The 23,481-nt window shown below is 66.9% G+C and carries 24 protein-coding genes and 1 tRNA gene; 6 read left to right on the top strand and 19 right to left on the bottom strand.

Going from position 1 to position 23,481, the window contains the following annotated elements; genetic code table 11:
• Positions 1-2 precede the first annotated feature (2 nt).
• The 5 genes from A5752_RS19205 to fadD1 form a co-directional block, all read right to left on the bottom strand.
• Positions 3-656 (bottom strand): L-threonylcarbamoyladenylate synthase, encoded by a 654-nt coding sequence (locus A5752_RS19205; RefSeq protein WP_067088697.1) that lies wholly within the window; start codon positions 654-656, stop codon positions 3-5.
• Positions 653-1,534 (bottom strand): peptide chain release factor N(5)-glutamine methyltransferase, encoded by an 882-nt coding sequence (gene prmC, locus A5752_RS19200; RefSeq protein WP_067088694.1) that lies wholly within the window; start codon positions 1,532-1,534, stop codon positions 653-655. Before prmC ends, A5752_RS19205 begins: the two co-directional genes overlap by 4 nt.
• The gene (gene prfA, locus A5752_RS19195; protein WP_067088691.1) at positions 1,531-2,619 is read right to left on the bottom strand and encodes a peptide chain release factor 1; all 1,089 of its coding nucleotides are present in this window, start codon (positions 2,617-2,619) and stop codon (positions 1,531-1,533) included. The genes prmC and prfA overlap by 4 nt, the downstream gene beginning before the upstream one ends.
• Positions 2,620-2,706: 87 nt before the next feature.
• Positions 2,707-2,973, bottom strand: a complete 267-nt coding sequence (gene rpmE / locus A5752_RS19190) for a 50S ribosomal protein L31 (RefSeq protein ID WP_067088687.1) — start codon at positions 2,971-2,973, stop codon at positions 2,707-2,709.
• Positions 2,974-3,140: 167 nt separating this feature from the next.
• Positions 3,141-4,712 (bottom strand): fatty-acid--CoA ligase FadD1, encoded by a 1,572-nt coding sequence (gene fadD1, locus A5752_RS19185; protein ID WP_067088684.1) that lies wholly within the window; start codon positions 4,710-4,712, stop codon positions 3,141-3,143.
• 101 nt (positions 4,713-4,813) lie between these two features.
• Here fadD1 and A5752_RS19180 point away from each other — a divergent pair, with 101 nt between their 5' ends.
• Positions 4,814-5,419 (top strand): TetR/AcrR family transcriptional regulator, encoded by a 606-nt coding sequence (locus tag A5752_RS19180; RefSeq protein WP_067088681.1) that lies wholly within the window; start codon positions 4,814-4,816, stop codon positions 5,417-5,419.
• On the opposite strand, the gene A5752_RS19175 is transcribed toward A5752_RS19180, so the two are convergent.
• On the bottom strand, positions 5,385-5,999 hold the full coding sequence (locus tag A5752_RS19175) for a maleylpyruvate isomerase family mycothiol-dependent enzyme (RefSeq protein ID WP_067088678.1): 615 nt from the start codon (positions 5,997-5,999) through the stop codon (positions 5,385-5,387). The two genes, A5752_RS19180 and A5752_RS19175, sit on opposite strands and share 35 nt — an antisense overlap.
• Before the next feature lie 65 nt (positions 6,000-6,064).
• Here A5752_RS19175 and A5752_RS19170 point away from each other — a divergent pair, with 65 nt between their 5' ends.
• Entirely contained in the window at positions 6,065-6,514 is a 450-nt protein-coding gene (locus tag A5752_RS19170) for a MarR family winged helix-turn-helix transcriptional regulator (RefSeq protein WP_067088675.1), read from the top strand.
• A gap of 16 nt (positions 6,515-6,530) precedes the next feature.
• On the opposite strand, the gene rho is transcribed toward A5752_RS19170, so the two are convergent.
• The 6 genes from rho to argS all read right to left on the bottom strand — a co-directional run bounded on the left by rho (position 6,531) and on the right by argS (position 15,159).
• Positions 6,531-8,453 carry a transcription termination factor Rho gene (rho, locus tag A5752_RS19165; RefSeq protein WP_067088672.1) on the bottom strand — a complete coding sequence of 641 codons (1,923 nt, stop codon included), beginning with the start codon at positions 8,451-8,453 and terminating at the stop codon, positions 6,531-6,533.
• Positions 8,454-8,736: 283 nt separating this feature from the next.
• Entirely contained in the window at positions 8,737-9,681 is a 945-nt protein-coding gene (gene thrB, locus A5752_RS19160) for a homoserine kinase (RefSeq protein WP_067088669.1), read from the bottom strand.
• A 3-nt stretch (positions 9,682-9,684) separates the two neighbouring features.
• Entirely contained in the window at positions 9,685-10,767 is a 1,083-nt protein-coding gene (gene thrC / locus A5752_RS19155; protein WP_067088666.1) for a threonine synthase, read from the bottom strand.
• Positions 10,764-12,089, bottom strand: coding sequence for a homoserine dehydrogenase (locus A5752_RS19150; RefSeq protein WP_067088663.1), 1,326 nt, complete (start codon positions 12,087-12,089; stop codon positions 10,764-10,766). Before A5752_RS19150 ends, thrC begins: the two co-directional genes overlap by 4 nt.
• A 2-nt stretch (positions 12,090-12,091) precedes the next feature.
• Positions 12,092-13,471, bottom strand: coding sequence for a diaminopimelate decarboxylase (lysA, locus tag A5752_RS19145; protein ID WP_197500681.1), 1,380 nt, complete (start codon positions 13,469-13,471; stop codon positions 12,092-12,094).
• A gap of 35 nt (positions 13,472-13,506) precedes the next feature.
• Complete coding sequence (argS, locus tag A5752_RS19140; RefSeq protein WP_067088658.1) at positions 13,507-15,159, bottom strand: arginine--tRNA ligase; 1,653 nt, start codon at positions 15,157-15,159, stop codon at positions 13,507-13,509.
• A gap of 100 nt (positions 15,160-15,259) precedes the next feature.
• Here argS and A5752_RS19135 point away from each other — a divergent pair.
• Positions 15,260-15,332 (top strand) — tRNA-Arg (locus A5752_RS19135).
• A gap of 175 nt (positions 15,333-15,507) precedes the next feature.
• Here the strand turns inward: A5752_RS19135 and A5752_RS19130 are convergent.
• The gene (locus A5752_RS19130) at positions 15,508-17,313 is read right to left on the bottom strand and encodes a molybdopterin-dependent oxidoreductase (RefSeq protein WP_082963972.1); all 1,806 of its coding nucleotides are present in this window, start codon (positions 17,311-17,313) and stop codon (positions 15,508-15,510) included.
• A 538-nt stretch (positions 17,314-17,851) separates the two neighbouring features.
• On the bottom strand, positions 17,852-18,742 hold the full coding sequence (locus tag A5752_RS19125) for an SDR family NAD(P)-dependent oxidoreductase (protein ID WP_067088654.1): 891 nt from the start codon (positions 18,740-18,742) through the stop codon (positions 17,852-17,854).
• A gap of 74 nt (positions 18,743-18,816) precedes the next feature.
• On the opposite strand from A5752_RS19125, the gene A5752_RS19120 reads away from it, so the two are divergent.
• The gene (locus A5752_RS19120) at positions 18,817-19,260 is read left to right on the top strand and encodes a nuclear transport factor 2 family protein (protein WP_067088761.1); all 444 of its coding nucleotides are present in this window, start codon (positions 18,817-18,819) and stop codon (positions 19,258-19,260) included.
• 13 nt (positions 19,261-19,273) lie between these two features.
• On the opposite strand, the gene A5752_RS27205 is transcribed toward A5752_RS19120, so the two are convergent.
• Positions 19,274-19,528 (bottom strand): hypothetical protein, encoded by a 255-nt coding sequence (locus A5752_RS27205; protein ID WP_082961973.1) that lies wholly within the window; start codon positions 19,526-19,528, stop codon positions 19,274-19,276.
• 132 nt (positions 19,529-19,660) lie between these two features.
• Positions 19,661-20,545 carry an LLM class flavin-dependent oxidoreductase gene (locus A5752_RS19115; RefSeq protein WP_067088651.1) on the bottom strand — a complete coding sequence of 295 codons (885 nt, stop codon included), beginning with the start codon at positions 20,543-20,545 and terminating at the stop codon, positions 19,661-19,663.
• A 48-nt stretch (positions 20,546-20,593) separates the two neighbouring features.
• Between A5752_RS19115 and A5752_RS19110 the strand changes: the two genes are divergently transcribed.
• A complete protein-coding gene (locus tag A5752_RS19110) occupies positions 20,594-21,007 on the top strand; it encodes a VOC family protein (RefSeq protein WP_067088758.1) in 414 nt (137 codons plus the stop codon).
• Between the two features lie 3 nt (positions 21,008-21,010).
• Here A5752_RS19110 and A5752_RS19105 read toward each other — a convergent pair whose 3' ends face one another.
• Positions 21,011-22,024: a nitronate monooxygenase gene (locus tag A5752_RS19105; RefSeq protein WP_082963971.1), complete on the bottom strand. Its 1,014-nt coding sequence runs from the start codon at positions 22,022-22,024 to the stop codon at positions 21,011-21,013.
• Positions 22,021-22,548 (bottom strand): GNAT family N-acetyltransferase, encoded by a 528-nt coding sequence (locus A5752_RS19100; protein WP_067088754.1) that lies wholly within the window; start codon positions 22,546-22,548, stop codon positions 22,021-22,023. Before A5752_RS19100 ends, A5752_RS19105 begins: the two co-directional genes overlap by 4 nt.
• Positions 22,549-22,603: 55 nt before the next feature.
• Here A5752_RS19100 and A5752_RS19095 point away from each other — a divergent pair, with 55 nt between their 5' ends.
• Positions 22,604-23,008: a VOC family protein gene (locus A5752_RS19095; RefSeq protein WP_067088647.1), complete on the top strand. Its 405-nt coding sequence runs from the start codon at positions 22,604-22,606 to the stop codon at positions 23,006-23,008.
• On the opposite strand, the gene A5752_RS19090 is transcribed toward A5752_RS19095, so the two are convergent.
• Entirely contained in the window at positions 23,001-23,477 is a 477-nt protein-coding gene (locus A5752_RS19090) for an Rrf2 family transcriptional regulator (RefSeq protein ID WP_067088748.1), read from the bottom strand. The genes A5752_RS19095 and A5752_RS19090 overlap by 8 nt on opposite strands.
• Positions 23,478-23,481 lie beyond the last annotated feature (4 nt).

Here is a 23,481-nt window from a genome sequence, read left to right as displayed (position 1 = left end):
TCTCAGCCCGTCAAAGTCGTCGGGTCCACACCGAGCACGCCGGCGATCGCCTCCACGCTGACCGGCCCTTGACGCAGCACGCGCGGATCTGCGCCGGTGAGGTCGACGATCGTCGACGCCGCCTGTTGCTCGGAGGGCCCGGCTTCCAGATACACCTCGACCTGCTCGCCGAGTTGTTCGCGCGCCGCTTCGGCGGTGACCGCCGGCGGGCGCCCGGAGACGTTGGCACTGGAGACCGCCATCGGGCCGACCGCTCGCAGCAGTTCGATCGCCACCGGGTGTAACGGCATGCGCAGCATCACGGTTCCGTGCGCGTCGCCGAGGTCCCAGTGCAGCGACGGCGCTTGGCGTATGACGAGGCTCAGTGCGCCCGGCCAGAAGGCGCGGATGAGTTCGCGGGCACTGCTCGGCACGTTGAACACCAGGCCTTCGATCGTGTGCCACGAACCGACGAGGACGGGCACGGGCATGTCGCGGCCGCGGCCCTTGGCGGCGAGCAGGGCGGCGACTGCTTCGCTGTCGAACGCGTCCGCACCGATGCCGTAGACGGTGTCGGTCGGCAGGACGACGAGGCGCCCGCCCTTGAGCGCGCTGATCGCTGACGCGATGCCCGTCTCACGCTGCTCGGCGTCGGAGCAGTCGAACACCTGACTCATGCCGCGGGTCCTCCTTCGGGGGTCCTCCGTGCGGTCACGAACCGCGGCCGCTCGGCGAGATCGCGCCGCGCGACGATGTCGTCGAAATGCCCTGACCGGCGGAACAACTCGGCGGTGCGGTCCGAGGTCGTGTCATCGTGCTCGACGGCGAGCAGCCCTCCCGCGCGCAGCCACCGACCCGCGAGACCGACGATCGCCTCGATCACGCGCATGCCGTCCGGTCCCCCGAACAACGCGTGGGCCGGATCATGTTCGGCCACTTCGGGTTCCAGCTGCGCCCCGTCGGGAATGTAGGGCGGGTTCGCGACGACGAGGTCGACCGCCCCGTCGAGTTCGGGCAGCAGTCCGGGCTCGGTCACATCGGCGTCGACGATCTCGACGGCCGCGCCGGCGAGATTGCGCCGCGTGTAGTCGAGCGCGGCCGCGGAGTCCTCGACGGCGACGATGCGTGCGTCGGGCCAGTTCGTCGACAGTGCCAGCGCCAGCGCACCGCTACCGGTGCACAGGTCGACGATCACGGGAGCGTCGGGCAGTTTCTGCGCGACCGCCCATTCCAGCAGGGCCTCGGTCTCGGGCCGTGGGATGAACACGCCGGGACCGACAGCCACCTCGACCGGGCCGAACGGTGCGGTGCCAACGAGGTGCTGCAACGGGATGCGGCGGGCGCGCCGGGCGATGAGCTCGTCGTAGCGATCAGCGAAGTCGGGCCCGGCCGCGACGAGGCGAAGGCGGCCGCGATCGATACCCATGGCGTACGCGGCCAGCAGTTCGGCGTCGACGCGCGGCGCCGCGACACCCGCCTCGGCCAGCACCGCCGCCGCGGCATCGATGAGCCGGCTCAACGGCGTGGATGTCGGCGCCGGGCTGGGCCGGGTCATGTGGCCTGCAGTCTCGCCTGTTTGTCGGCGGCGGCCAACGCATCGAACAGATCGTCGAGGTCACCGTCGAGCACCTGGTCGAGGTTGTGCGCCTTGAAGTTGATCCGGTGGTCGGCGATCCGGTTCTCCGGGAAGTTGTAGGTGCGGATCCGCTCGCTGCGGTCGACGGTGCGGATCTGGCTGGCGCGGTCGGCCGAGGCGTCGGCCTGCGCCTGCTCCTCGGCGAGCGCCTGCAGCCGCGCCGCGAGCACCTGCATCGCGCGGGCCTTGTTCTGCAGCTGAGAGCGCTCGTTCTGGCAGGTCACGACGATGCCCGTGGGCAGGTGGGTGATGCGCACCGCGGAGTCCGTGGTGTTGACGCCCTGACCGCCCTTGCCCGAGGACCGGTAGACGTCGATGCGCAGGTCCGACTCGTCGATCTGCACCTCTTCGACCTCTTCGGGTTCCGGGTAGACGAGGACGCCGGCCGCCGACGTGTGTACCCGGCCCTGCGACTCGGTGACCGGAACGCGTTGCACCCGGTGCACGCCGCCCTCGAACTTGAGCCGTGACCACACCCCGTCGGCGGAGTCACCCTTGCTGCGGATCGACAGCGTCGCGTCCTTATAGCCGCCAAGGTCGGAGAAGGTTTCGTCGAGCACGGTGACGGTCCAGCCGTGGCGTTCGGCGTACCGGATGTACATCCTGGCCAGATCCGCGGCGAACAGCGCCGATTCCTCGCCGCCCTCCCCCGACTTGACCTCGAGGACGATGTCGTCGGCGTCGTGCGGGTCGCGGGGCGCCAGCAGGTCGGTCAGCTGGGTGTCGAGTTGTTCGACGGTGGCCGCGAGCTCGTCGACCTCGGCTGCGAACGACGGGTCGTCGGCCGCCAGCTCGCGCGCTGCCTCCAGGTCGCCGCGGGCGGCCTCGAGCTTGCGATACGTCGAGACGATCGGCGAGACCTGCGCGAAGCGCCTGCCCACCTTGCGGGCCCTGCCGGCGTCGGCGTGCAGTTCCGGGTCGCTGAGTTGGCGTTCGAGGTCGGCATGCTCGGCCAGCAGCGCGTCGATCGCGCCCGGCTGGGCCGGTGAATCAGCGCGAGCCATGTCGACCTCCTCTTCGTGACCCCTCGTGAACGCAAACCGGCGCCCGGCCTGGCCGCGGATGCGGCAGATCGGGCGCCGGAAGGGAAGCTACTTGTCCGCTGAGCCTTTGTCGGCGGCCTTGTCCTGTCCCGTCGCTGCGCTCGCCCCGGCGCGCTTGCCGTAGCGCTTCTCGAAGCGGGCCACGCGGCCGCCGCTGTCGAGGATCTTCTGCTTGCCGGTGTAGAAGGGATGGCACTGCGAGCAGACCTCGACGTGGATCTGTCCGCTCTGCTTCGTGCTCCGCGTGGTGAACGTGTTGCCGCAGCCGCAGTGCACGGTGGTCTCTACGTAATCAGGGTGAATACCCGTTTTCATGGTTTCCTCTTCGATCGTGGCCCCGGGTCGCCCCTCCGTGTCGGAGGTGACGGGCGTGAACCGGAACCGAGGGTCAGCGGTCCATTATGCCAGCTCAACCGCCAAGTGCCTAAACGCGTGCGCAGCGGCCGGTATTCCACAGCGCCCCCACCGCGGCCGGTCCTCTGTCACCCGTATGGGTGGTACCTCCCACCGTCGCGCCGCCAGAGCCGCCTGCCGTCGGGAGTGACGCCCCGCGCGACCAGCTCGCGCTTGAGGATCTTGTTTGTCGCGGTGCTGGGCAGGTCGTCGGCGATCCACACGTAGCGGGGCCACGCCTTCGGCGAAAGGTCGCGCTGAGCGGCCAGGAACTCCTCGAACATCTCCGGCTCGATGTCGGCGTCGTCCTGCAGCACGAGCGCCGCCATCACCTGATCGCCGACGAGTTCATCGGGCACCGGATAGACCGCGACGCGGTTGACCGCCGGAAGCCGCAACAGGATCCGTTCGATGGGCGCGGTCGCGAGGTTCTCTCCGTCGACCCGCATCCAGTCGGCGGTGCGCCCGGCCAGATAGATGAACCCGGCGGCATCGCGGTAGGCCAGGTCGCCCGACCAGTACATACCGTGGCGCATCCGCTCGTCGGTGGCGCCGCGGTCGTTGTAGTAGCCGCGGAACAGCCCACTGCCGTCGGTGTTGACCAGTTCGCCGATCGCGACGTCGGCGTTGGCCAGCGCGCCGTTCTCGTCGAACTCCGCGACCGGGCACTCGGTGACGGTGTCGCTGTTGTAGATCGCCACGCCCGGAAAGCCCTGTCCGATCGAACCTTTCGGGGTGTCCGGGGTGCGGGTGATGATCACCGCGTTCTCGGTCGAGCCAAAACCGTCGTCGACCGTGACGTCGAAGCGCCTGCCGAACTCCTCGATGTCGCGGTCGGTGGCCTCGTTGCCGAACGCGACGCGCAGCGGGTTGTCACGGTCGTCGGGCTGCTCGGGCGTCGCGAGTACGTAGGCCAGCGGCTTGCCGACGTAGTTCATGTAGGTCACGCCGTGGCGGCGGATGTCGGGCAGGAACCGCGACGCGGAGAACTTAGCCGGCACCATCGCCGCCCCGGCGACGAGCGCGGGCGCCCAGCCGCCCACCACCGCGTTGGAGTGAAACATCGGCATCGAGAGGTAGCAGACGTCGTCCTCGGTCAGGTCGAACCTCTCGGCGAGCGCGTTGCCCGCGAACAACACCATCAGGTGGGCGACCTGGACGGCCTTGGGATCGCCGCTGGTGCCGGAGGTGAAGATCATCATGAACGTGTCGTCGACCGCGACCTCCCGGTGCGGGGCGAACGGCGGAGCACCGGCGAGGAACTCGGACCATCCGGTGCTCGACGTGTCGAACACCGTGACGCCCGGCAGATCCAAGCCGTCGAGCAGGGAGCGATGCTCGGCATCGGTGATCAGGAACTGGCAGTCCACCTTGATCACGTCGCGTGCGAGCGCCTCACCGCGTCGCGTGGTGTTGATGCCGCACACGACGTAGCCGCCGAGTCCGGCTGCCGCGAGCGCGATCAGCATGTCGGGGGTGTTCCCGAGGAGCACGCCGACGTGCAGGGGTCGGTCCGGATCGGCGGCCGCGATCAGTGCGGTGGCCTGCGTCTTGGCCTCGTCCACGTATTGGCGGTAGGTCCAGGTCCGGTCTCCATGCCGAATGGCGACGGCGTCGCGATCGGCGCGCTCATTGAGCAGCTGCTGGAGTGTGTCCGCCATGGCTCACCTCTCGACCGTGAACAGATTCGCGAATGTGTCTACCATGACACAATGCTCCGACCGGCCCATTGGCGGGCGAGTTTGATGGAGGAGTCCACCCGGTGACGAGCGGTGCCGCCACCAAGAACGTCCGCGATCGTCTGATCGACGCGGCCGAGACATGCTTGCGCGCCAAGGGAATTCGTGCGACCACCGTATCCGAGGTGGCCGAGGTCGCCGGCGTGTCCCGCGGCTGGCTCTACCGCCACTTCCCCGACAAGGTGTCCTTGCTGGGCGCAGCGATCGTCCGGCTCAACAACGCCTACTGGTCCGAAGCACACGCGATGCTCGAACGCGTGGAAGGCCTCGATCGGCAGATCGCCGCCGGCATACTGCACGGGCGCACCGCGTACGACGACCCGGGCGCCCTACTGATGAAGCTGCGCATCGACGAGCCCGAGGAATTCGCCGCCTGCGCAGGCGCCGGTGTCCAGGGGCTGGTGCCCGACCTGGCCGACTTCTGGTCACGCTATCTGGTCACCGCGCGCGAGTCGGGCGAGATCCACCCCGACACGGATATCGCCGAGGCGTCGGAATGGCTTGCCCGCGTGTTGATCTCGCTTGCGACGGTGCCCGGTAAGACGCTCGACCCCAGCGACGGCGACGCGGTGCTACGACATCTGCGCCGCTATGTCATGCCGGGGTTGCGGGCCGATCCCGCCGGGTGATGTCGCCTGGCGCCGACCGGCCGGTGAGCATCATCAGAATGTCGCGGATCGGCGCCTCGACGCGGCGGCCCTCCCCGACTCGGAAATCGGCGTCTGTCGCCACGAGTTCCATGCCGCGCAACCGCCGTCGCGCGTTGAACGGAAATCCGCTGGTCCACACGCGTTCTGCCGCGACGACCGCCGCGTCCACCGGCATTGGCCGGTCGATGCCGAGCGGCACTGCGACGTCTTGAGTGTGGACGAGAACATCGAGCAGCGGATCGAGCTCGCTGGTGCCCGGCGGACGTCTCCGTGAGCCACGCATGTCCCGCAGTGCGGCGACGAGTTCACCGGGTGATCGCCTGTCCCGCAGAGCGGCTCGATGAATCATCACGTTGAACCGGAAGCCGTACCGGAGCAGCTCGAACAACATCGTCGACTTGGGCAGTTGGGAATGCGTGATGTGCGCGGCAACCTCCCGCACGGTCCACCCCTCGCACAGCGAAGGTGTCGACCAACGCTCGGGCTCGAGACCGTCGAGCATGTCGGCGAGATTCGCGCGCTGCTCGTCGATGTGCCGCCAGACAGTGTCGGAGTCCATCGCCGCCTCCTCATTTAGTCAGGTTCCCTGACAATATAGTCAGGAAGCCGTACTAAAATCAACGGGTGACCGACTGGGTGAGCACCGCGACCTTGATGTTCATCGGCCATCGCGCTGCCGAGACACGCGTGATGGAGGCGCTGGTCGCAGCGGGTGCCGACGACATCACGCTCGCGCAGTCGAGGCTCATGCAGCGCCTCGACCTGCGGCACGTGAACGCGAAAGGCATGCGACTGACGGATCTGGCCGAGCAGGCGCGCGTCACCAAACAGACCGCCAGCGAACTACTCGATCAACTCGAACGCGCAGGATACGTGCTGCGCTCACCCGACCCGAACGATGCGCGCGCCAGGCTTGTCACGTTGAGCGACAAAGGCATGGCGGTGTGCCGCGTCGCCGGCGACGAGATCGCCGAGGTCGAGAACGAGTGGCGAAGTTACCTCGGCGAGAGCCGATTTCAGCACCTTCGCGACGCGCTGGTAGCGCTACGCGAGATCACCGACCCCTACCAGTGAGTGGCTTCGCTGAGATCTAGTCGGCGTCCATCGAGCCCGGCGCGGTCTTGGAGACCTGCACCAGGAACTCGTAGTTGTTCTTGGTCTTGCGCAGCTGGCTCATCAACAGGTCGATGGCCTGATGCGGATCCAGACCGGACAGCACTCGACGCAGCTTGTGCACGATCGCGAACTCGTCCGGCGAGAGCAACAACTCATCCTTGCGGGTGCCGGACGGGTTGACGTCGACGGCCGGGAAGACGCGCCGCTCGGCGATCTTGCGGTCGAGCTTGAGCTCGGCGTTGCCGGTGCCCTTGAACTCCTCGAAGATCACCGTGTCACCGGTCGACCCGGTCTCCACCATGGCGGTGGCGACGATCGTCAGCGAGCCGCCCTCTTCGATGTTGCGGGCCGCGCCAAGGAACCGCTTCGGCGGATACAGCGCGGTCGAGTCCACACCACCGGACAGGATGCGACCCGAGGCCGGCGACGCGTTGTTGTAAGCGCGGCCGAGGCGGGTGATCGAGTCGAGCAGCACGACGACGTCCTTACCCTGCTCGACGAGCCGCTTGGCCCGCTCGATCGCCAGCTCGGCGGCCTGGGTGTGGTCGGACGGCGGCCGGTCGAACGTCGAGGCGATGACCTCGCCCTTGACCGAGCGCTGCATGTCGGTCACCTCTTCCGGACGCTCGTCGACGAGCACCACCATCAGGTGGCATTCCGGATTGTTGGTGGTGATCGCGTTCGCGATGTCCTGGAGGATCGTGGTCTTACCGGCCTTCGGCGGCGACACGATCAACGCGCGCTGGCCCTTGCCGATCGGCATGATCAGGTCGATGACGCGGGTGGTGAGCTTCTCGGTCGTCGTCTCCAGGCGCAGCCGCTGATTCGGGTAGAGCGGCGTGAGCTTGTTGAACTCCGGCCGCTTCTTGGCCTCGTCGACGGGCTTGCCGTTGACGGTGTCCAGACGCACCAGCGGGTTGAACTTCTGCCGCGGGTTCTTGTCGCCGCCTTCTCCATCTCGGGGCACGCGCACGGCACCGGTCACGGCGTCGCCGCGACGCAGACCGTTCTTGCGCACCATGTTCATCGAGACGTACACGTCGTTCGGGCCGGCCAGATAGCCGGAGGTGCGGACGAACGCGTAGTTGTCGAGCACGTCGAGGATGCCCGCGACGGGCTGAACGACGTCGTCCTCGCGCAGTTCGGTGTCGCGGTCCCCACCACCGTCTCCGCCGCGCTCACGGCGCCTGCGGTCCCGGAATCGGCGACCCCGACGACCGCCGCGGCCTTCGCCGTCGTCGTCGTTGTTGTTGTTGCTGTTGTTGCCGCCGCCGCCGCGGTTCTGGCCACCCTGCTGGTCGCCCTGCTGCTGATCGCCCTCGGACTTGGCGTCCGACTTGTTGGGCTGATCGTTTTGGCGCTCGTTGGACTTGGTGTCCTGAGCGGCGTTGTCGTTCTGGCTACCCGAGCCGTCGGGTGCGCCGGTTCCGCGCGACGCGCCGCGACGCTCACGGCGCCGGGGCTGCTGCTCGGTGTCGGTGTTCGACGAGCGGTCGGAGTCGCCGGTTTCGGCCGACCCCTTCGGAGCGTCCTTGGCAGGCTCGGCCTTCTTGGCCTCGTTCGGCGCGGGCGCCTCGCCACCGGCGGACGGCTGTCCGCGGCCGTTGGACTCGCCGCGCCGTTCCCGGATTGCGGCGACCAGTTCGCCCTTGCGCATGCCGGACGCGCCTTCGACGCCGATTTCCTTGGCCAGGGCGCGCAGCTCGGGCAGCACCATGGTCGACAGCGAGCCGGAGCGATTGTCAGAGGCGACGTCCGCGGTCGGAGCGGTCTCTGCGCTCGGCGTGGCGTTCGGCGAATCCGCCGCCGCAGAAGTCGAGGTGTCTGAATTCACGGGGTTCGACAGCTCGCTGTTTTCGCTGCTGCCCCCAGCCGTGATCAGGTCCGTTTCAGTCACGGATTTCCTTTCTTTCCCTCGCAGACCGAGTCGTGCGGGGGTTCGGTGCGATCAGTCCATCCACTGAACGCATGGGCCCCACCATTGCCCCTGCAACGGTGATGGGCGGACTTCGCCGGTGTGCGGCGAACCGTCATCTACGAGAAGAATTGGTGGTGTCCTAGTGTCGGCGCAGGTAGAGACGCTGCGATTGCCGGACGACAGCGAGAATATCCCGCATCGGGACGGGAAGCAAGAAAGACATGTGTGTCGTGTTGCTCCTGTGATTGCTGTTCTCGCGCGATCAGCTCCGGACCGCCGCGCCCGACGTCCAGGCGACGCCCTCACCCACGGTCATATCTTTGACGGTGAATCCATTCGCGATGCCGAACTCCAGGGCTTCCGTCGGCAGCTCCGCTGACGTACTCAACGCGAGCACCGAAGGCCCGGCCCCGGACAGCACCGCTGCCACTCCACAACGCCGCAATACCTGCAGGTATTCCGCGGAACCCGGCATCGCCGACGCACGTTGCGGCTGATGCAGCACATCTTCGGTCGCCGGCATCAGCAGGTCGGGCCGCGTCGTCAGGGCGACGACCATCAGCGCCGCCCGGCTCAGGTTGAACCGCGCGTCAGCGTGGCTGACCTTCTCCGGCAGCAGCACGCGGGTCTCGGCGGTCGACGACCGCTCGTCGGGAATCGCGGCGAACAGGCGGATATCGGGGTGCACCCGGATCGGCGCGGCTTCGTAGCGGGGCGCGGACTCCTCCCCCGCGGTCCATGACACCACCCCGCCACCGAGCACCGCGGCCGAGGCGTTGTCGGGATGGCCCTCGAACTCCGAAGACAACTGGACCAGGTCACGCTCGGACAGAAGCGCCGAACCCACCTGTGCCGCAAGGCCGTTGACGACCGAGAGCCCGCTGACCACCGCTGCGGCCGACGAGCCGAGCCCTCGCGAGTGCGGGATGTCGTTGCGGCAGCGCACCGTCATGCCCGCGACGCTGATGTCCAACTCCTGTAGCGCTCGCCGGATGGCCCGAACCACCAGATGGGTCTCGTCCAGCGGCACCTGGCCCGCGCCCTCGCCTTCGACCTCGACTGTCAGGCCGGAATCAGTTGTCTCGATGACGATCTCGTCGTACAGACTCAAAGCGATGCCCAGGCTGTCGAAGCCCGGGCCGAGATTCGCGCTGGATGCCGCCACCACGGAGGTGGCCCTCAGTCCTGATGGCAGTACGTGAGTCACCGGCTATCCCAGCCCCAGCTGCTCGACGACGGCGACCGGATCCACGGGCACCGCGATGACCGGCGGCATGCCCTTGAGCGCGGTGTCCGGATCCTTGAGCCCGTTGCCGGTCACCGTGCACACCACGGTCGAACCCTTCGCCACCCAACCATCTTCGATCGATTTGAGCAGACCCGCGATGCTGGCCGCCGACGCCGGTTCGACGAACACACCCTCGGTGCTGGCCACCAGGTGGTAGGCCGACAGGATCTCGTCGTCGGTGGCGGCCAAGAAGCGACCGTCGGACTTCTGCTGCGCCTCCACGGCGGTGGCCCACGAAGCGGGCGAGCCGATCCGGATGGCCGTCGCGATGGTCTCCGGGTTCTTGACCGGCTCACCGTGCACCAGCGGTGCCGCACCGGCCGCCTGCGTGCCCAGCATGCGCGGCAGACGATCCGAGACGCCGTCGCGGTGGTATTCGGTATAGCCCTTCCAGTAGGCGGTGATGTTGCCGGCGTTGCCGACCGGCAGCGAGTGCACATCGGGCGCGACGCCCAGCGCGTCGACGATCTCGAAGGCCGCGGTCTTCTGTCCTTCGATCCGGTACGGATTGACGGAGTTGACCAGCGATACGGTCGGGAAGTCGGCGGTGATCTTGCGTGCCAGTTCCAGGCAGTCGTCGAAGTTGCCGTCGATCTGGATGATCTTGGCGCCGTGCATGACCGCTTGCGCCAGCTTGCCCATGGCGATCTTGCCCTGCGGCACCAGCACCGCACAGGTGATGCCTGCCCTGGCCGCGTAGGCCGCGGCCGATGCCGAGGTGTTGCCCGTCGACGCGCACAGCACCGCCTGCTGGCCGCGGCCCACGGCCTCAGTCACGGCCATGGTCATGCCGCGGTCCTTGAACGAGCCGGTCGGGTTGAGCCCCTCGATCTTGAGATGCACTGTGCAACCGGTCAGTTCGGACAGCCCCGGGGCGGGCAGCAGCGGAGTGCCGCCTTCACGCAGGGTGATCGGTGTCCAATTGTCCTGGACCGGAAGACGGTCCCGGTACGCGGCGATCAGCCCGGGCCAGGGCTGGTGCACGGCCTGCGCTGAGGCACTCATTCGGTCGTTCCTTCCATGCGCAGCACGCTGTTGATGCTCTGCACGACGTCGAGGTCGGCCAGCGCCGCCACGGTCTCCGACAACGCGGCGTCGGTGGCCTGGTGGGTCACCACCACGATGCGCGCGCCGCAGCGCTGGCCACCTTCGTCGACCATGCCCTCCTGCCGGACCTGGGCAATGCTGACGTCGCGCTTGCCGAATTCGGCTGCCACAGCGGACAACACACCGGCGCGGTCGGCGACGTTCATGTTGACGTAGTACCGGGTCGGGATGAAGCCGATCGGCGCGATCGGCAGCTTGGCGTATTTCGAATCGCGTGGTCCGCGACCGCCCTGCACGCGGTTGCGGGCCGCCATTACGAGGTCGCCCATCACCGCAGAGGCCGTTGGCGCACCACCGGCCCCCTGCCCGTAAAACATCAGCCGGCCCGCGGCTTCGGCCTCGACCACGACCGCATTGAACGCACCATTGACGGCGGCGAGTGGATGATCCAGCGGAACCAGTGCGGGGTAGACGCGCGCCGAAACCCGTTGCTGTCCCTCGTCTCCGGTGAGCCGCTCGCAGATGGCCAACAGCTTGATGGTGCAGCCGAGTGCCTTGGCCGATTCGAAGTCGGTGCTGCTGACCTTGGTAATGCCTTCGCGGTAGACGTCGTCGGCGGTGACGCGAGTGTGGAACGCGATCGAGGCCAGGATCGCGGCCTTCGCCGCGGCGTCGTATCCCTCGACGTCGGCAGTCGGATCGGCCTCGGCGTAACCGAGGGCGCTCGCGTCGGCCAACGCGCTGTTGTAGTCGGCGCCGGTGCTGTCCATCTCCGAGAGGATGTAGTTGGTGGTGCCGTTGACGATGCCCGCGACCCGGACGACGGAATCGCCCGCCAGCGACTGGGTCAGCGGGCGGATGACAGGAATCGCACCGGCGACCGCGGCCTCGAAATACAGGTCGACCCGGGCAGTTTCAGCCGCCTGCGCCAATTCGCCGGTCGACACCGCCATCAACGCCTTGTTGGCCGTGACGACAGACTTGCCCTGCTCCAGCGCCGCGAGTATGGCTTTGCGCGCGGGTTCGACGGGCCCCATCAACTCGACGACGATGTCGACGTCGTCGCGGGAGACGAGTTCCTCGATGTTGTCGGTCAGCTTGTCGATGGGGATACCGCGATCCTCGGCCACCCGGCGGACGCCGACACCCCGCAGCACCAGCGGGGCGCCGATCCGTGCGGCCAGGTCCTCGGCGCTCTCTTCGATGATCCGCACGACTTGGCTGCCTACGTTTCCGTAGCCGAGGACCGCTACGCCGATGGGTTTCTCGGAGTCACTCATCGTTACCTCACTTCCAGACTCAGCAGGTCGTCGACCGTCTCCCGGCGTAATATCAGGCGGGCCTGCCCGTCGCGCACGGCCACCACGGCGGGGCGACCGATCAGGTTGTAACGGCTCGACATCGAATAGCAGTAGGCGCCGGTCGCCGCGACCCCCAACAGGTCGCCGGGCCGGATGTCGTCGGGCATCCAGGTGTCGCGTACGACAATATCGCCGCTCTCGCAATGCTTTCCGACGATGCGGCTGATGGCGGGTTCAGCGTCGGTCTGCCGCGATATCAGCCGGACGTCGTATTCCGCGCCGTAGAGCGATGTGCGGATGTTGTCGCTCATACCGCCGTCCACGCTGACGTACCGCCGGTGCGCGGTCGCGCTGACGGCGACGTCCTTGACGGTGCCCACCTCGTAGAGCGTGATCGTCCCGGGACCGGCGATCGCGCGGCCCGGCTCGACCACAAGCCGAGGCGTGGGCAGCCCGACGGCGGCCGACTCGTCGCGCACGATAGCGGTGAGCTTCGCCGCCAGATCGGCGATGGGTGGCGGATCGTCCTGCGGCAAATAGGAGATGCCCAGACCGCCGCCGAGGTCGACGATCGACATCTGCGAGGTCTTGTCGACCCCGAACTCGGCGACGACGTCGCGCAGCAGGCCGATCACCCGATGCGCGGCGATCTCGAAGCCCGCGACGTCGAAGATCTGCGAGCCGATGTGGCTGTGCAGACCCTTCAGCCGAAGATGGTCGGTTTCGAACACCCGGCGTACGGCGTCCATAGCGGCGCCGGATGCCAACGAGAGCCCGAACTTCTGGTCCTCGTGCGCGGTGGAGATGAACTCGTGCGTGTGGGCCTCGACGCCGACCGTGACCCGGACCAGTACGTCCTGGACCACGCCCGCGGCGCCGGCGATCTCGTCGAGGCGATCGATCTCGATCATCGAGTCGACCACGACGTGCTCGATGTCGGCCTTGACGGCGGCGGTCAGCTCGGCGACCGATTTGTTGTTGCCGTGCAACGCGATTCGCTCGGCAGGAAAACCGCCGGCCAGCGCGACGGCCATCTCACCGCCGCTGGCCACGTCGAGCGAGAGTCCCTCTTCGGCGATCCAGCGGGCGACCTCGGTGCACATGAACGCCTTGGCGGCGTAGCGCACGTTCTCACCACCACCGAACGCGTCGGCGATCTCGCGGCAGCGCGACCGGAAATCGTCTTCGTCGACCACGAACGTCGGGGTCCCGAACTCCGCGGCAATGTCGGTCACGGCAACTCCGCCGATCGACACCACGCCGTCGGCGCCGCGGGCAGTGCTGCGTGGCCAGACGTTCGGCGCGAGCAGGGAAAGCTCGGACGGTGACTGGGGGCGAGGCGGGGCACCGGCGTGGTGCACCTCTTCGGCGTGCCGGGGTCCGGCGGGATGGGCGATCACATCCGCTCCGGAGCGGAAACGCCGAGGATGCCAAGCCCGTTCGCGATCACCTGGCGGGTGGCTTGGCACAGGGCCAGGCGCGCACCATGCAGTTCGTTGGGCGCCTCGTCACCTTGGGGCAGCACGCGGCAGGAGTCGTAGAACCGGTGGTAGTCGCCGGCCAGGTCCTCGAGGTATCGCGAGACGCGGTGCGGTTCGCGCAGTGCCGCAGCCATTTTGAGCACGCGGGGGAACTCCCCGATGTTGCGGATCAGCGTGCCTTCCTTGTCGTGGGTCAGCAGTTGCAGGTTGTCGGCGCTGGGCACGACGCCGAGTTCGGCGGCGTTGCGGGCCAGGGCGGACAGCCGTGCGTGTGCGTATTGCACGTAGTACACCGGGTTTTCGTTGGACGCCGAGGACCACAGTTCGAGGTCGATGTCGATCGGACTGTCGACCGACGAACGAATGAGCGAGTACCGGGCGGCGTCGACGCCGATCGCCTCGACCAGGTCGTCGAGGGTGATCACCGTGCCTGCTCGCTTGCTCATTCGGACGGGTCGACCGTCACGTACGAGGTTGACCATCTGACCGATGAGCACCTCGACCGTGGCCGGGTCCTCCCCCAGCGCGGCCGCCACCGCCTTGAGGCGGGCGATGTAGCCGTGGTGGTCGGCGCCCAGCATGTAGATGCACAGGTCGAATCCGCGCTCGCGCTTGTCGAGGTAGTAGGCGATGTCGGCGGCGACGTAGGCCGGAGCGCCGTCGCTCTTGATGACGACACGGTCCTTGTCGTCGCCGTAATCGGTGGTGCGCAACCAGGTCGCGCCCTCCTTTTCGTAGATGCTGCCCGCTTCACGGAGTCGCGCGATCGCCTGGTCGACGCGCCCGGAGGTGTGCATCGAGTCTTCGTGTGTGTAGACGTCGAAGTCGGTGCCGAAATCGTGCAACGACTGCTTGATGTGAGCGAACATCAGATCCACGCCGATGGCGCGGAACGTCTCGTGCATCTGATCGGCGGGGAGCCCCAGCGCATCGGGTTCCTTGGCGAGCACCTGCGCCGCGATGTCCTTGATGTAGTCGCCGGCGTAGCCGTCCTCGGGGGTCGCTTCGCCCTTGGCTGCCGCGATCAGGGAGTTGGTGAACCGGTCGATCTGTGCGCCGTGGTCGTTGAAGTAGTACTCGCGGGTGACCGCGGCGCCCTGGGTGGACAGCAGGCGGCCGAGGGCGTCGCCGACGGCGGCCCAGCGGGTGCCGCCGATGTGGATGGGCCCCGTCGGGTTGGCGGAGACGAACTCGAGGTTGATGTTCTGGCCTGCGAGCGCCTCTGAGTTGCCGTAGGCCGCGCCGGCCGCCAGGACGTCGGAGACGATCACGTTCTGCGCCGAGGCCTCGATGCGCAGGTTGACGAAACCCGGGCCCGCGACGTCCGCGGCGGCGATGCCGTCGGTGTCGGCCAGCGCCGCGGCGAGCCAGCCGGCCAGCTCGCGCGGGTTGGCGCCGACCTTCTTGCCCAGCTGAAGAGCGAGGTTGGTGGCGTAGTCGCCGTGCTCGGGGTTGCGGGGGCGTTCGACGGTGACGGTCTCCGGCAGCGCTGACGTGTCGAGCCCATGCTGGGCCAGCACCGCGGCGGCGGTGGTCTTGAGCAGGTCGGCCAGATCGGCGGGGGTCACGAGGGTCCATCCTATGGTCTGGGGTGATCAGCCCCCGAATCCGTTTCCGATGACTCGGATGCGTTAGGCTGTGCAGGCCCATCGGCGCCGTTGTTCACGCGCCCCCGTAGCTCAGGGGATAGAGCGTCTGCCTCCGGAGCAGAAGGCCGCAGGTTCGAATCCTGCCGGGGGCACTCAGTCACCACTTCGTGATCAGCCGTCAAGACGTTAATGGGGCTGCATCAAATCGCGACTTCGAGAAATACTCGGATACTTCGCTAATCGGTCGGTTGCAAGCATCCGCTACCGAGGATCAACCCGTCAGCCGAGTCGACGGCCGTTACGGGATGCCTGGATGGACGTCGTAGGTCAGATCGGCATGCGATATCCGAAGTACTCGTGGTCCTCGTTATAGCCGCCGTGCCCCCATCCGATGTCACCAATATCTGCCACGAACTCGACGGCCGAAACCCATTTGACCTGTTTGAAGCCGAGTTCGAGTTCATTGCGCACCCGCAACGGCGCGCCGTGGGCCTCGCTGAGCGGTTGGCCGTTCATCTCGTAGGCCAACATCGCCATCGGCGAGCGCATGTGCTCGATCTTGTGGCAGGCGTAGTACCTACCGGTGTTCGGTTCGGCGCCGTCGGCGAAGGAGTAGAACACCACCCACCGCGCCGTAGGAAGCGGACGGACGATGTCGAGAAGGTCGCTCATGCCGACCCCGCCCCACTTGGCCACCCCCGACCAACCCTGAATGCAGTAATGCTGGGTGATCTGCACCCGTTTCGGCATCGCCAGCAGGGTTTCATAGGACAAGCGCACCGGATTCTCGACGAGCCCTTCGACACGCAGGGAGTACTCCGACCATCCGGATCGCTGCAGCCGCCGGTAGTACTCGGAGTCCGGCAACCGACCGTTCATCCAGAAGTAGGGTGTGATGTCTTTTTCCTGGTAGCTGGCTCGCGAGGTCGTGCGTTCCATTAGGTCCTTGGCCCAGCCGACGATGAACCGGCCGGTGCTCTGGACGAGCCTGGGGTACCGGATGGTCAGTGGAGTCGCGATGAGCCATAACAACACCACCACCACAGCGGCTACCCCGACGATCGCCAGCGCCCAGTTTGAACGCGTATCGGTCCCCAAAGTGATGTGGTTCAGGTTCTGCACGGCGTCCGTGGCGAGCACCATGGTGACGTGGCAGACGATGAACAGCAGCATCCAACATAGGACGCCGAAGTGGACGGTGCGCGCCACCTGCCGGTTCAGCACACCACGGCCAGTGCCGAACCGCGCGGCCACGGCCGGCGCTTGGAGCAAGCCGGTGAGCAGGGCCAACGGCGCCGCAATGAACACTGTGACGAAGTAGGCCAGGATTTGCAGGCCGTTGTACGTTGTGAAACCCGCGTTGGCCGGGAAATCGAGGGAGGCGTACTGCACCGCGGTGGACAACGCGTTCGGAAAGACGGTCCACGACTGTGGCACGAGCCGCTGCCACTGGCCCGTGCTGAACAGCAGCACGTAGAACACCACGCCGTTGAGCAACCACAACAGGTCAAAGCTGAAGTGCCACCAGCGCGCCAACCCGATCGAATGGCGGATCCCCGGTATCCCCAGCCACTTCGGAAGCGCAACGGCGTCATCTTTCGACGTCCACACCCGCGACGGGTTGCTCTTGTCCATCCGGTCGGGTGGAACCGGGCCGCGCATCCGAAACCATTCGGTACCCGGCCGACATCCTGAGTTCATGTACAACCGTGGGTGGTCGGCGAGTATCTGCAGCCCCGCACGGATGATGAACATCATGAACACGATGTTGAAGAAATGCTGCCAGCGCAGCCAGGCCGGGAAGCCTGATTTTACCGCCGGTGCGTAAGTTGTTGCGGTACCCGGATACTCGATGATGAAGCTTTGCATCCAGTCGTACTGCCGCAACTGTCTTGCTACCAGGATGGCGATCACGATCCCGACGCAGCCCAGTAGCACCAACCATAAGCAATTGACCCACCGCCGACCGAGCCGAAACGACGGAACATTCGCGCGCACTTGCGGAATGCCGCCGGCGAACTCACGTTCATCGAGTCTTTCGAGGCTTGATGTCGGTCGAGCACGCGGATCGAGCAGCGCATCAAGTGGTTCGTTCGCATTGAGCTCGTCAGCGCGGTGATCGTCGATGGTCATGTGGTGTCCTCCCGGAAGGTCAACACAACCTCACCAACCGTCGACCACCCCAACGCAATCGGCGGAATCAGCACTTGCGGATAAGCTCGGTAGAGGATGGCGGTCACAGTATCCACGGGAAGTAGCCGTACATCGGATAGTTGTCGACGAACGGCGGGGAGTCGTTGATCTGCGCGTTACCGGGCGACATGCACATGCTTGCCACTCTGGTGGTGGTGCATCTCATCGGTGACGGCTGAATCTGTTGATTACCAACGGATTGAACGGAACTAGCTGTGGGCTCTGCCGTGGGTGCGGCCTGCGCCACCGGCGTTAAGATAACGGCGGCGACGGCTCCGGACGTAAAAAGAGCGGCGAGTGATCCAATCTTCATTACCTCTCACCTCCATGCTTATTGAGAGGGGTAATACCAAAGTAACTCTGCTGTATGTGAATTCGCTGTACTGAGCCTGAGTACGTCCATATACCAACGGGATGATGAACCTGAGAAGCGAAGGTGCGTCTCGTGCTGCTCGTCGCGTAGATCGCGAGCGGCTGACTATACCGGCAGGCTGGTGCCGGTCTCCTTCTCCGCGAACTCCCACAACTTGCGGGCGTCGTCGTAATCGCACGCGACCGCGCCGCGTCCGCTCAGCGTCGGCCCACCCTTCAGGCCGTACCGGCTGTCGATGCCGACATAGCTGCCGGGCGGGATCGGCTCGGTGATGCAGTACAACGTCGGCGCGGCGCCCGCGTCGAGATCGTTGGCGAGCACCCGGGCCACCGTCTTGACCACACCGTGAAACGCGGCCATGACTGGCTTTTCCGAGACGTTCGACAGGTTGGACGCCACCCAGCCGGGATGCGTGAGGAAGCTGCTGATCGGCGAATCGGCCTCACGCAGTCGGAGGTCGAGCTGCAGCCCCCACAACATCACGGCCAGCTTCGACCGGGCGTAGGCCGGGAACGCCGACCATTTGCTCGAGCGCAGATGCGGGTCGTCAAAGTTGAACGTCGCCGACTTGTGCGCGTCGGAGCCCACGTTGATGATCTTCGAGCGCACCCGTGGAAATAGCAGGTTGGTCAACGCGAACGGTCCGAGGAAGTTGGTGCCGAGCGTGATCTCGAAACCGTCGTCCGTCTCGCGCCGGTTCTGCGCGACGAGGCCCGCGTTGTTGATGAGGATGTCGACGTCGCCCTCGAGCAACTCGGGGAAGGCGCGCACCGACGACTGATCGGCGAGGTCGAGTTTGAGCACCGAGGTGTCTCCGCCCATCTCCGCCGCCCGCTGTGCGCCGAGTTCGAGGTTGCGCACGGCGAGGATCACGTGCGCGCCCGCACCGGCCAACGCCCGCGCCGTCGCCAACCCGACGCCGTTCGTCGCGCCGGTGACGACGATCCGCTGTCCGCTCAGATTGCCCAGCCTGCTCGGCGACCAGTTCGTAGCCATCGCATGAGGTTAGCGACGACCCCGACACCGGCGATCGTTGACACGACACATCGGTGCTGGTTGTCTACTCGCCGATGAGCGACTCCGCCCGCGAGATCGAGAATCTCGTCTACGCATACGCCGAGCGAATCGATGCCGGCGACCTCGAAGGTGTCGGCGCACTTTTCGCCCACGGGCGGATCAACGCCGTCGAGCACGGACCGCCGGACACGGTGTTCGAGGGTGCGAACCGCGCACGCCAGATGTTCGAGATGGCGGTGCGCCTCTACGATGACGGCACACCGAGGACCAAACACCTGACCACGAACGTCACTGTGCGCGTCGACGACGAGGCCGGTACCGCCCGCGGGAGCGCCTATTACTGCGTCACGCAAGCGACACCGGATCTACCTCTGCAGGTCATCGTGACCGGCCGTTACCGCGACACGTTCCATCGCATCGACGGTACGTGGTGGTTCGACACTCGCACCATCTTCATCGACCAGGTCGGCGACACCAGCCACCACCTGAAGTTCTAGCGGCGGCCCCGGGTCACCTCCACCACTTCCAGGGCTTGTCCCAATGTCCGGGCGGCGGAACGCCGGGGATATGGGCGATGTGCCCGGGCGGCGGAACCCCCGGGATGTGCGCGATATGCCCTGGTGGCGGAACGATATGCCCCGGTCCTGGCGGGTGCCACCAGTGGTCGTCGGCCACCGCCTGGCCCGCGCCGAGGCCTGCGGCGAATCCCAATGCCCCGACCATCACGGCTCCGGCCGCTAACCTCTTCAATCCTGTCATCGTCATCGTGATTTCCTCTCGGCAATCTGCCCCCGCCGCTGCTATGGACGCTCGTATTGCAGTCCAACGCCATGCGACCCTCACGACTTCCCCGACAGGACCATCCTGCCACTGCGGTTCATCGGGGCGCCAACCGCCCTACGGAGCGAACCCGCTGATCACCTCGGCGACCCTGCGCACCTGCTCGATGTCCGAACTCGTTGGAATCAGGTGAATTTCGTCGGTACCGACGTCCTCGAACCGGTGTAGAACATCGAGAAGTTCCTGTTCGGTGCCCGCCCAACCCGTCGTGGGCGCCATCGCGTCGACGATGTCGCCGGGGATCCAGTTCATGTACCGCCGCAAGTGTCGATGTACCTGCTCGCGGGGCTGTTCACCCTCGCCGATCGCGAACCAGAACGACGTCGCCAGGTGCGGTGCCGGCTTACCGGCCTCGGCCCACGCGGTGCGGGCGACGTCGAACAGTTCGTTCTGCCGGTCGACGTCGAGATCGAGCGTCGTGCCTGCCAGCCCGTCGGCCCATCGGGCCGCGCTGCGGACGGTCTTCGGCCCGATCGTGCCGACCAACAGTTTGGGTCCGCCGGGCTGAACCGGCACCGGACCGACCGGGAGGACGGATTCGGTGACCTTCTCCCCCGCCCAGATTCTGCGCATCACCGCAACACGATCGGCCATCCCGCGCATTGTTTGGCCGGTCGGGTCCGCGCCCACCGCGCGGTAGTCCTCCTCCCTGCCGCCCACGCCCAGACCGACCGTCAACCGGCCGCCACAGAGCATGTCGCCGGTGGCCAGCGCCTTGGCCAGCATCACGGGATCGTGCAACTGCGGGACGATGACGGTCGTCACGAGCCGGACGCGCTCGGTCCACGCGGCGAGCGCCCCGAGCAACGTCAGCGAATGCGGGTTGTCGAACGCGATGCGCTCACCCCAGCACAGCGACGAGAACGGCCCTTCGTCGATCACGCGGGCCCAGGTCTCGAGCGTCTTCGCGTCGAGGTCGGGTTCCATGACCGGCATCGTCATTCCGATTTGCACGACGGCGATTCTGGCACGACTGGCAGCATGTGGGGCATGGCGATCACCACCACGTCCATCGCGCACCTCCGGCTCACGGTCACCGACATCGAACGGTCGCGGGAGTTCTACGAGTCGGTGTTCGGCTGGCGCGTGTTCATCGAGCTTCCGGAGGGCGCCAATGCGGCCACTCGCGAGGCGTTGAGCTTCCTGTACGGCGGCGTCATCTACGACCTCGGTGGCGTCCTCGTCGCTTTGCGGCCCGTGGGAACCGACACCTTCGACGAGGACCGCACCGGCCTCGACCACGTCGCGTTCCGACTGAACAGCAAGGACGAACTCGATTCCGCCGAAAGCCATCTCGACGATCTCGGCATCGACCACGAACCCATCAAGGACATCGGCCCGATGTACATCCTGGAGTTCCGCGACCCGGACAACATCGCGCTGGAGCTGAGCGCCCCGAAGTGACCCTCAGGTGAGCCTGCCGATGATGTCGGCCACCGAACCCGGCTTCGCCTCGCGGAAGCCCTTACCCGCCCACACGTTCACGCCGTGCGGGTCGCCCGCGCGCACGGCGGCCGCCCGCAACGGGCTGGTCAGGTAGTGCACCTCGGGGTAACCCAGCGGTGCCTGGTCCTCGTGGTCGTCGACGAACCGGTTACGCAGCCCACGCGCGTAGCGGCCCGAGAATGCCTTCGTCACAACCGTTTCGGTGAAGGAACGGTCTTGTAGTGCGGCACGGTGTACGGCGCTGCTGCCGGCCTCGTCGGCGAGAAGAAACGCGGTGCCCAGTTGTGCGGCCACCGCACCGGCGCGCAGCATCCGGTCGATGTCGTCGGCGCTCATCAGGCCTCCCGCGGCGACGACGGGCACGTCGACGTCGGCGACCACCGAGGCCAGAAGCTCGTCCAACGGGACGTCGGACGGCCGGACGGTGGGGTCGAAGGTGCCGCGATGTCCTCCCGCCGCGGGCCCCTGCACGGCCACCGCGTCCACGCCGCGCTCGACGGCCTGCCGGGCCTCGGCCAACGTCGTCACGGTGCCCACCGTCGTGATACCCGTCGCACGCAGGCGTTGTATCTCCTCGGCGCTGGGCAGGCCAAAGGTGAACGACGCCACCGCGGGCCTCAGATCGAGCAGAACGTCGAGCTTGCCCGCCCAGGCGTCGTCGTCGAACCGGGGCTCACCGAGCGCGGCGCCGTAACGTTCGGCGTCGGGGCCCAACGCCGCGGCATACTCGGCGATCGCCTGGGGTGTGGCCGCAGATGGTTGCGGGACAAAGACATTCGCGCCCACCGGACCGGTGGTCAGGCTCTGTGCGGCGCTGATGCGTTCGGCGAACACCTGCGCCGTGAGATAGCCCCCGGCCACGAATCCCAAGCCACCGGCCGCGCTACCTGCGGCGGCGAGCTCGGGGGTCGACGGACCGCCGGCCATCGGCGCGACGAGAATCGCCGCGGTGAGGTCGCGCAGATCGAACATCAGCGCACCGCCTTGGCGAAGAGCAGGCAGTCCTGCGGTTCGTCGCTGATGTTCGGCAGCAACGCGTAGCGGGCCAGGCGACCCTCCAGGCGGAGCCCATTGCGCCGGAGCAGGTTCGCCGATGCCTCGTTGTCGACGTGGCAGTACGCCGAGATGCGGTAGAGGGTCGGATCACGGTGCGCCTTGTCGAACAACAGCCGTACCGCCTCGGACATGAAACCCTGCTTCCACCACGGCCGCCCCAGGTAGTAGCCGAAGTCGATGTGGTGCGGCTGCGGTCGCCGCCAGCCGATCGCCCCGATCGGACCGTCGCCGCGCAGATCGATCAGCCAGGTCGTCTCGCCACCGACGTTGAACACTTCGGTGAGGACGCGTCGGGTTTCGCCGACATCGCGGTGCGTTCGCCACGCCATGAAGTGCGTCACCTCTGGATCCGACGCGACCCGCTCGAAGAGGGGTTCCGCGTCGTCGAGGGTCGGCGCACGCAACGTGATCCTCGGGCCGTTGACCAACTCGATGTCCACCATGGGTACATCGTGCATCGTTGCCGGGTGCACCACCACGGTGGTTGACTGAATCGGTATGGCGATCACGTTCAACCACACCATCGTGGCCGCAAGAGACCGTGAGGAATCGGCCCGGTTCTTCACCGAGTTGTTCGGCCTACCCGCCGCCAAGGAGTTCGGGCATTTCCTTGCCGTCGGATTGGCGCACGACGCCAGCCTCGACTTCGCGCAGGTCGGTCCCGATGAGGAGATCCGCCCGCAGCATTACGCATTCCTGGTGTCCGAGGACGAGTTCTCCGAGATCTACGGCCGCATCCGCGAGCGCGGCCTGCAGCACTGGGCCGACCCCCGCGGCATGCGGCCCGGCGAGATCAACCACAACGACGGCGGTCGCGGCGTCTACTTTCAGGATCCGGCGGGCCACTACCTCGAGATCATCACCCGGCCTTACGGATCCCCCGCGGGCCGACCGGCTAGTTGAGCGAGTGGCCGCGCTTGGTTTCCTGATCGCGGTAGTCGTCGGCGAGCTTGCGGACGTGTTTGGGCAGCGCATCGGCGGCCACGTCGGCGACGCTGGTCTGTTCGAGCACCGATCGCATGCTCGCGCGCAGTGCACGCCAGACGTCGGTCAGCGGCGTCGTCGGGCCGGTGTACGCCAGGTCGCCGAGCCCGATGTCACGGACGCTGGCCAGCGGGCCGTCGATGCACCGCAACACGTCGGCGAGGCTGATGTCCTTCGCCGGCCGGGCCAACGCGTAGCCGCCCTCACGACCGCGGTGGCTGCGCACGAGGCGGTCGGTGCGCAGTGCCGCAAGAATGTCGACCAGGAATTGCGACGGGATGCCCTGCGCCTTGGCGAGGTCGTCGGTCGTGACGAGGACGCCCTCGTCAGCTGTCGCCAGCTGCACCATCGCGCGAACGGCGTACTCCGCTTTGGCCGACATGCGCATGGAC

It is taken from the genome of Mycobacterium sp. 852002-51961_SCH5331710, from assembly GCF_001665535.1.
In the GTDB taxonomy this organism is placed as follows: domain Bacteria; phylum Actinomycetota; class Actinomycetes; order Mycobacteriales; family Mycobacteriaceae; genus Mycobacterium.
The sequence above is the reverse complement of the archived record's forward strand: the minus strand, read 5'-3'. Positions and strand labels throughout refer to the sequence as shown.

Bases quoted from the DNA above. Each gene is read 5' to 3' on its own strand.
- A5752_RS19205 (WP_067088697.1), bottom strand. From the start codon at position 656: ATGAGTCAGGTGTTCGACTGCTCCGACGCCGAGCAGCGTGAGACGGGC.
- prmC (WP_067088694.1), bottom strand. From the start codon at position 1,534: ATGACCCGGCCCAGCCCGGCGCCGACATCCACGCCGTTGAGCCGGCTC.
- prfA (WP_067088691.1), bottom strand. From the start codon at position 2,619: ATGGCTCGCGCTGATTCACCGGCCCAGCCGGGCGCGATCGACGCGCTG.
- rpmE (WP_067088687.1), bottom strand. From the start codon at position 2,973: ATGAAAACGGGTATTCACCCTGATTACGTAGAGACCACCGTGCACTGC.
- fadD1 (WP_067088684.1), bottom strand. From the start codon at position 4,712: ATGGCGGACACACTCCAGCAGCTGCTCAATGAGCGCGCCGATCGCGAC.
- A5752_RS19175 (WP_067088678.1), bottom strand. From the start codon at position 5,999: ATGGACTCCGACACTGTCTGGCGGCACATCGACGAGCAGCGCGCGAAT.
- thrC (WP_067088666.1), bottom strand. From the start codon at position 10,767: ATGAGTGCCTCAGCGCAGGCCGTGCACCAGCCCTGGCCCGGGCTGATC.
- A5752_RS19150 (WP_067088663.1), bottom strand. From the start codon at position 12,089: ATGAGTGACTCCGAGAAACCCATCGGCGTAGCGGTCCTCGGCTACGGA.
- A5752_RS19130 (WP_082963972.1), bottom strand. From the start codon at position 17,313: ATGACCATCGACGATCACCGCGCTGACGAGCTCAATGCGAACGAACCA.
- A5752_RS19125 (WP_067088654.1), bottom strand. From the start codon at position 18,742: ATGGCTACGAACTGGTCGCCGAGCAGGCTGGGCAATCTGAGCGGACAG.
- A5752_RS19120 (WP_067088761.1), top strand. From the start codon at position 18,817: ATGAGCGACTCCGCCCGCGAGATCGAGAATCTCGTCTACGCATACGCC.
- A5752_RS27205 (WP_082961973.1), bottom strand. From the start codon at position 19,528: ATGACGATGACAGGATTGAAGAGGTTAGCGGCCGGAGCCGTGATGGTC.
- A5752_RS19115 (WP_067088651.1), bottom strand. From the start codon at position 20,545: ATGACGATGCCGGTCATGGAACCCGACCTCGACGCGAAGACGCTCGAG.
- A5752_RS19110 (WP_067088758.1), top strand. From the start codon at position 20,594: ATGGCGATCACCACCACGTCCATCGCGCACCTCCGGCTCACGGTCACC.
- A5752_RS19100 (WP_067088754.1), bottom strand. From the start codon at position 22,548: ATGGTGGACATCGAGTTGGTCAACGGCCCGAGGATCACGTTGCGTGCG.
- A5752_RS19095 (WP_067088647.1), top strand. From the start codon at position 22,604: ATGGCGATCACGTTCAACCACACCATCGTGGCCGCAAGAGACCGTGAG.
- A5752_RS19090 (WP_067088748.1), bottom strand. From the start codon at position 23,477: ATGCGCATGTCGGCCAAAGCGGAGTACGCCGTTCGCGCGATGGTGCAG.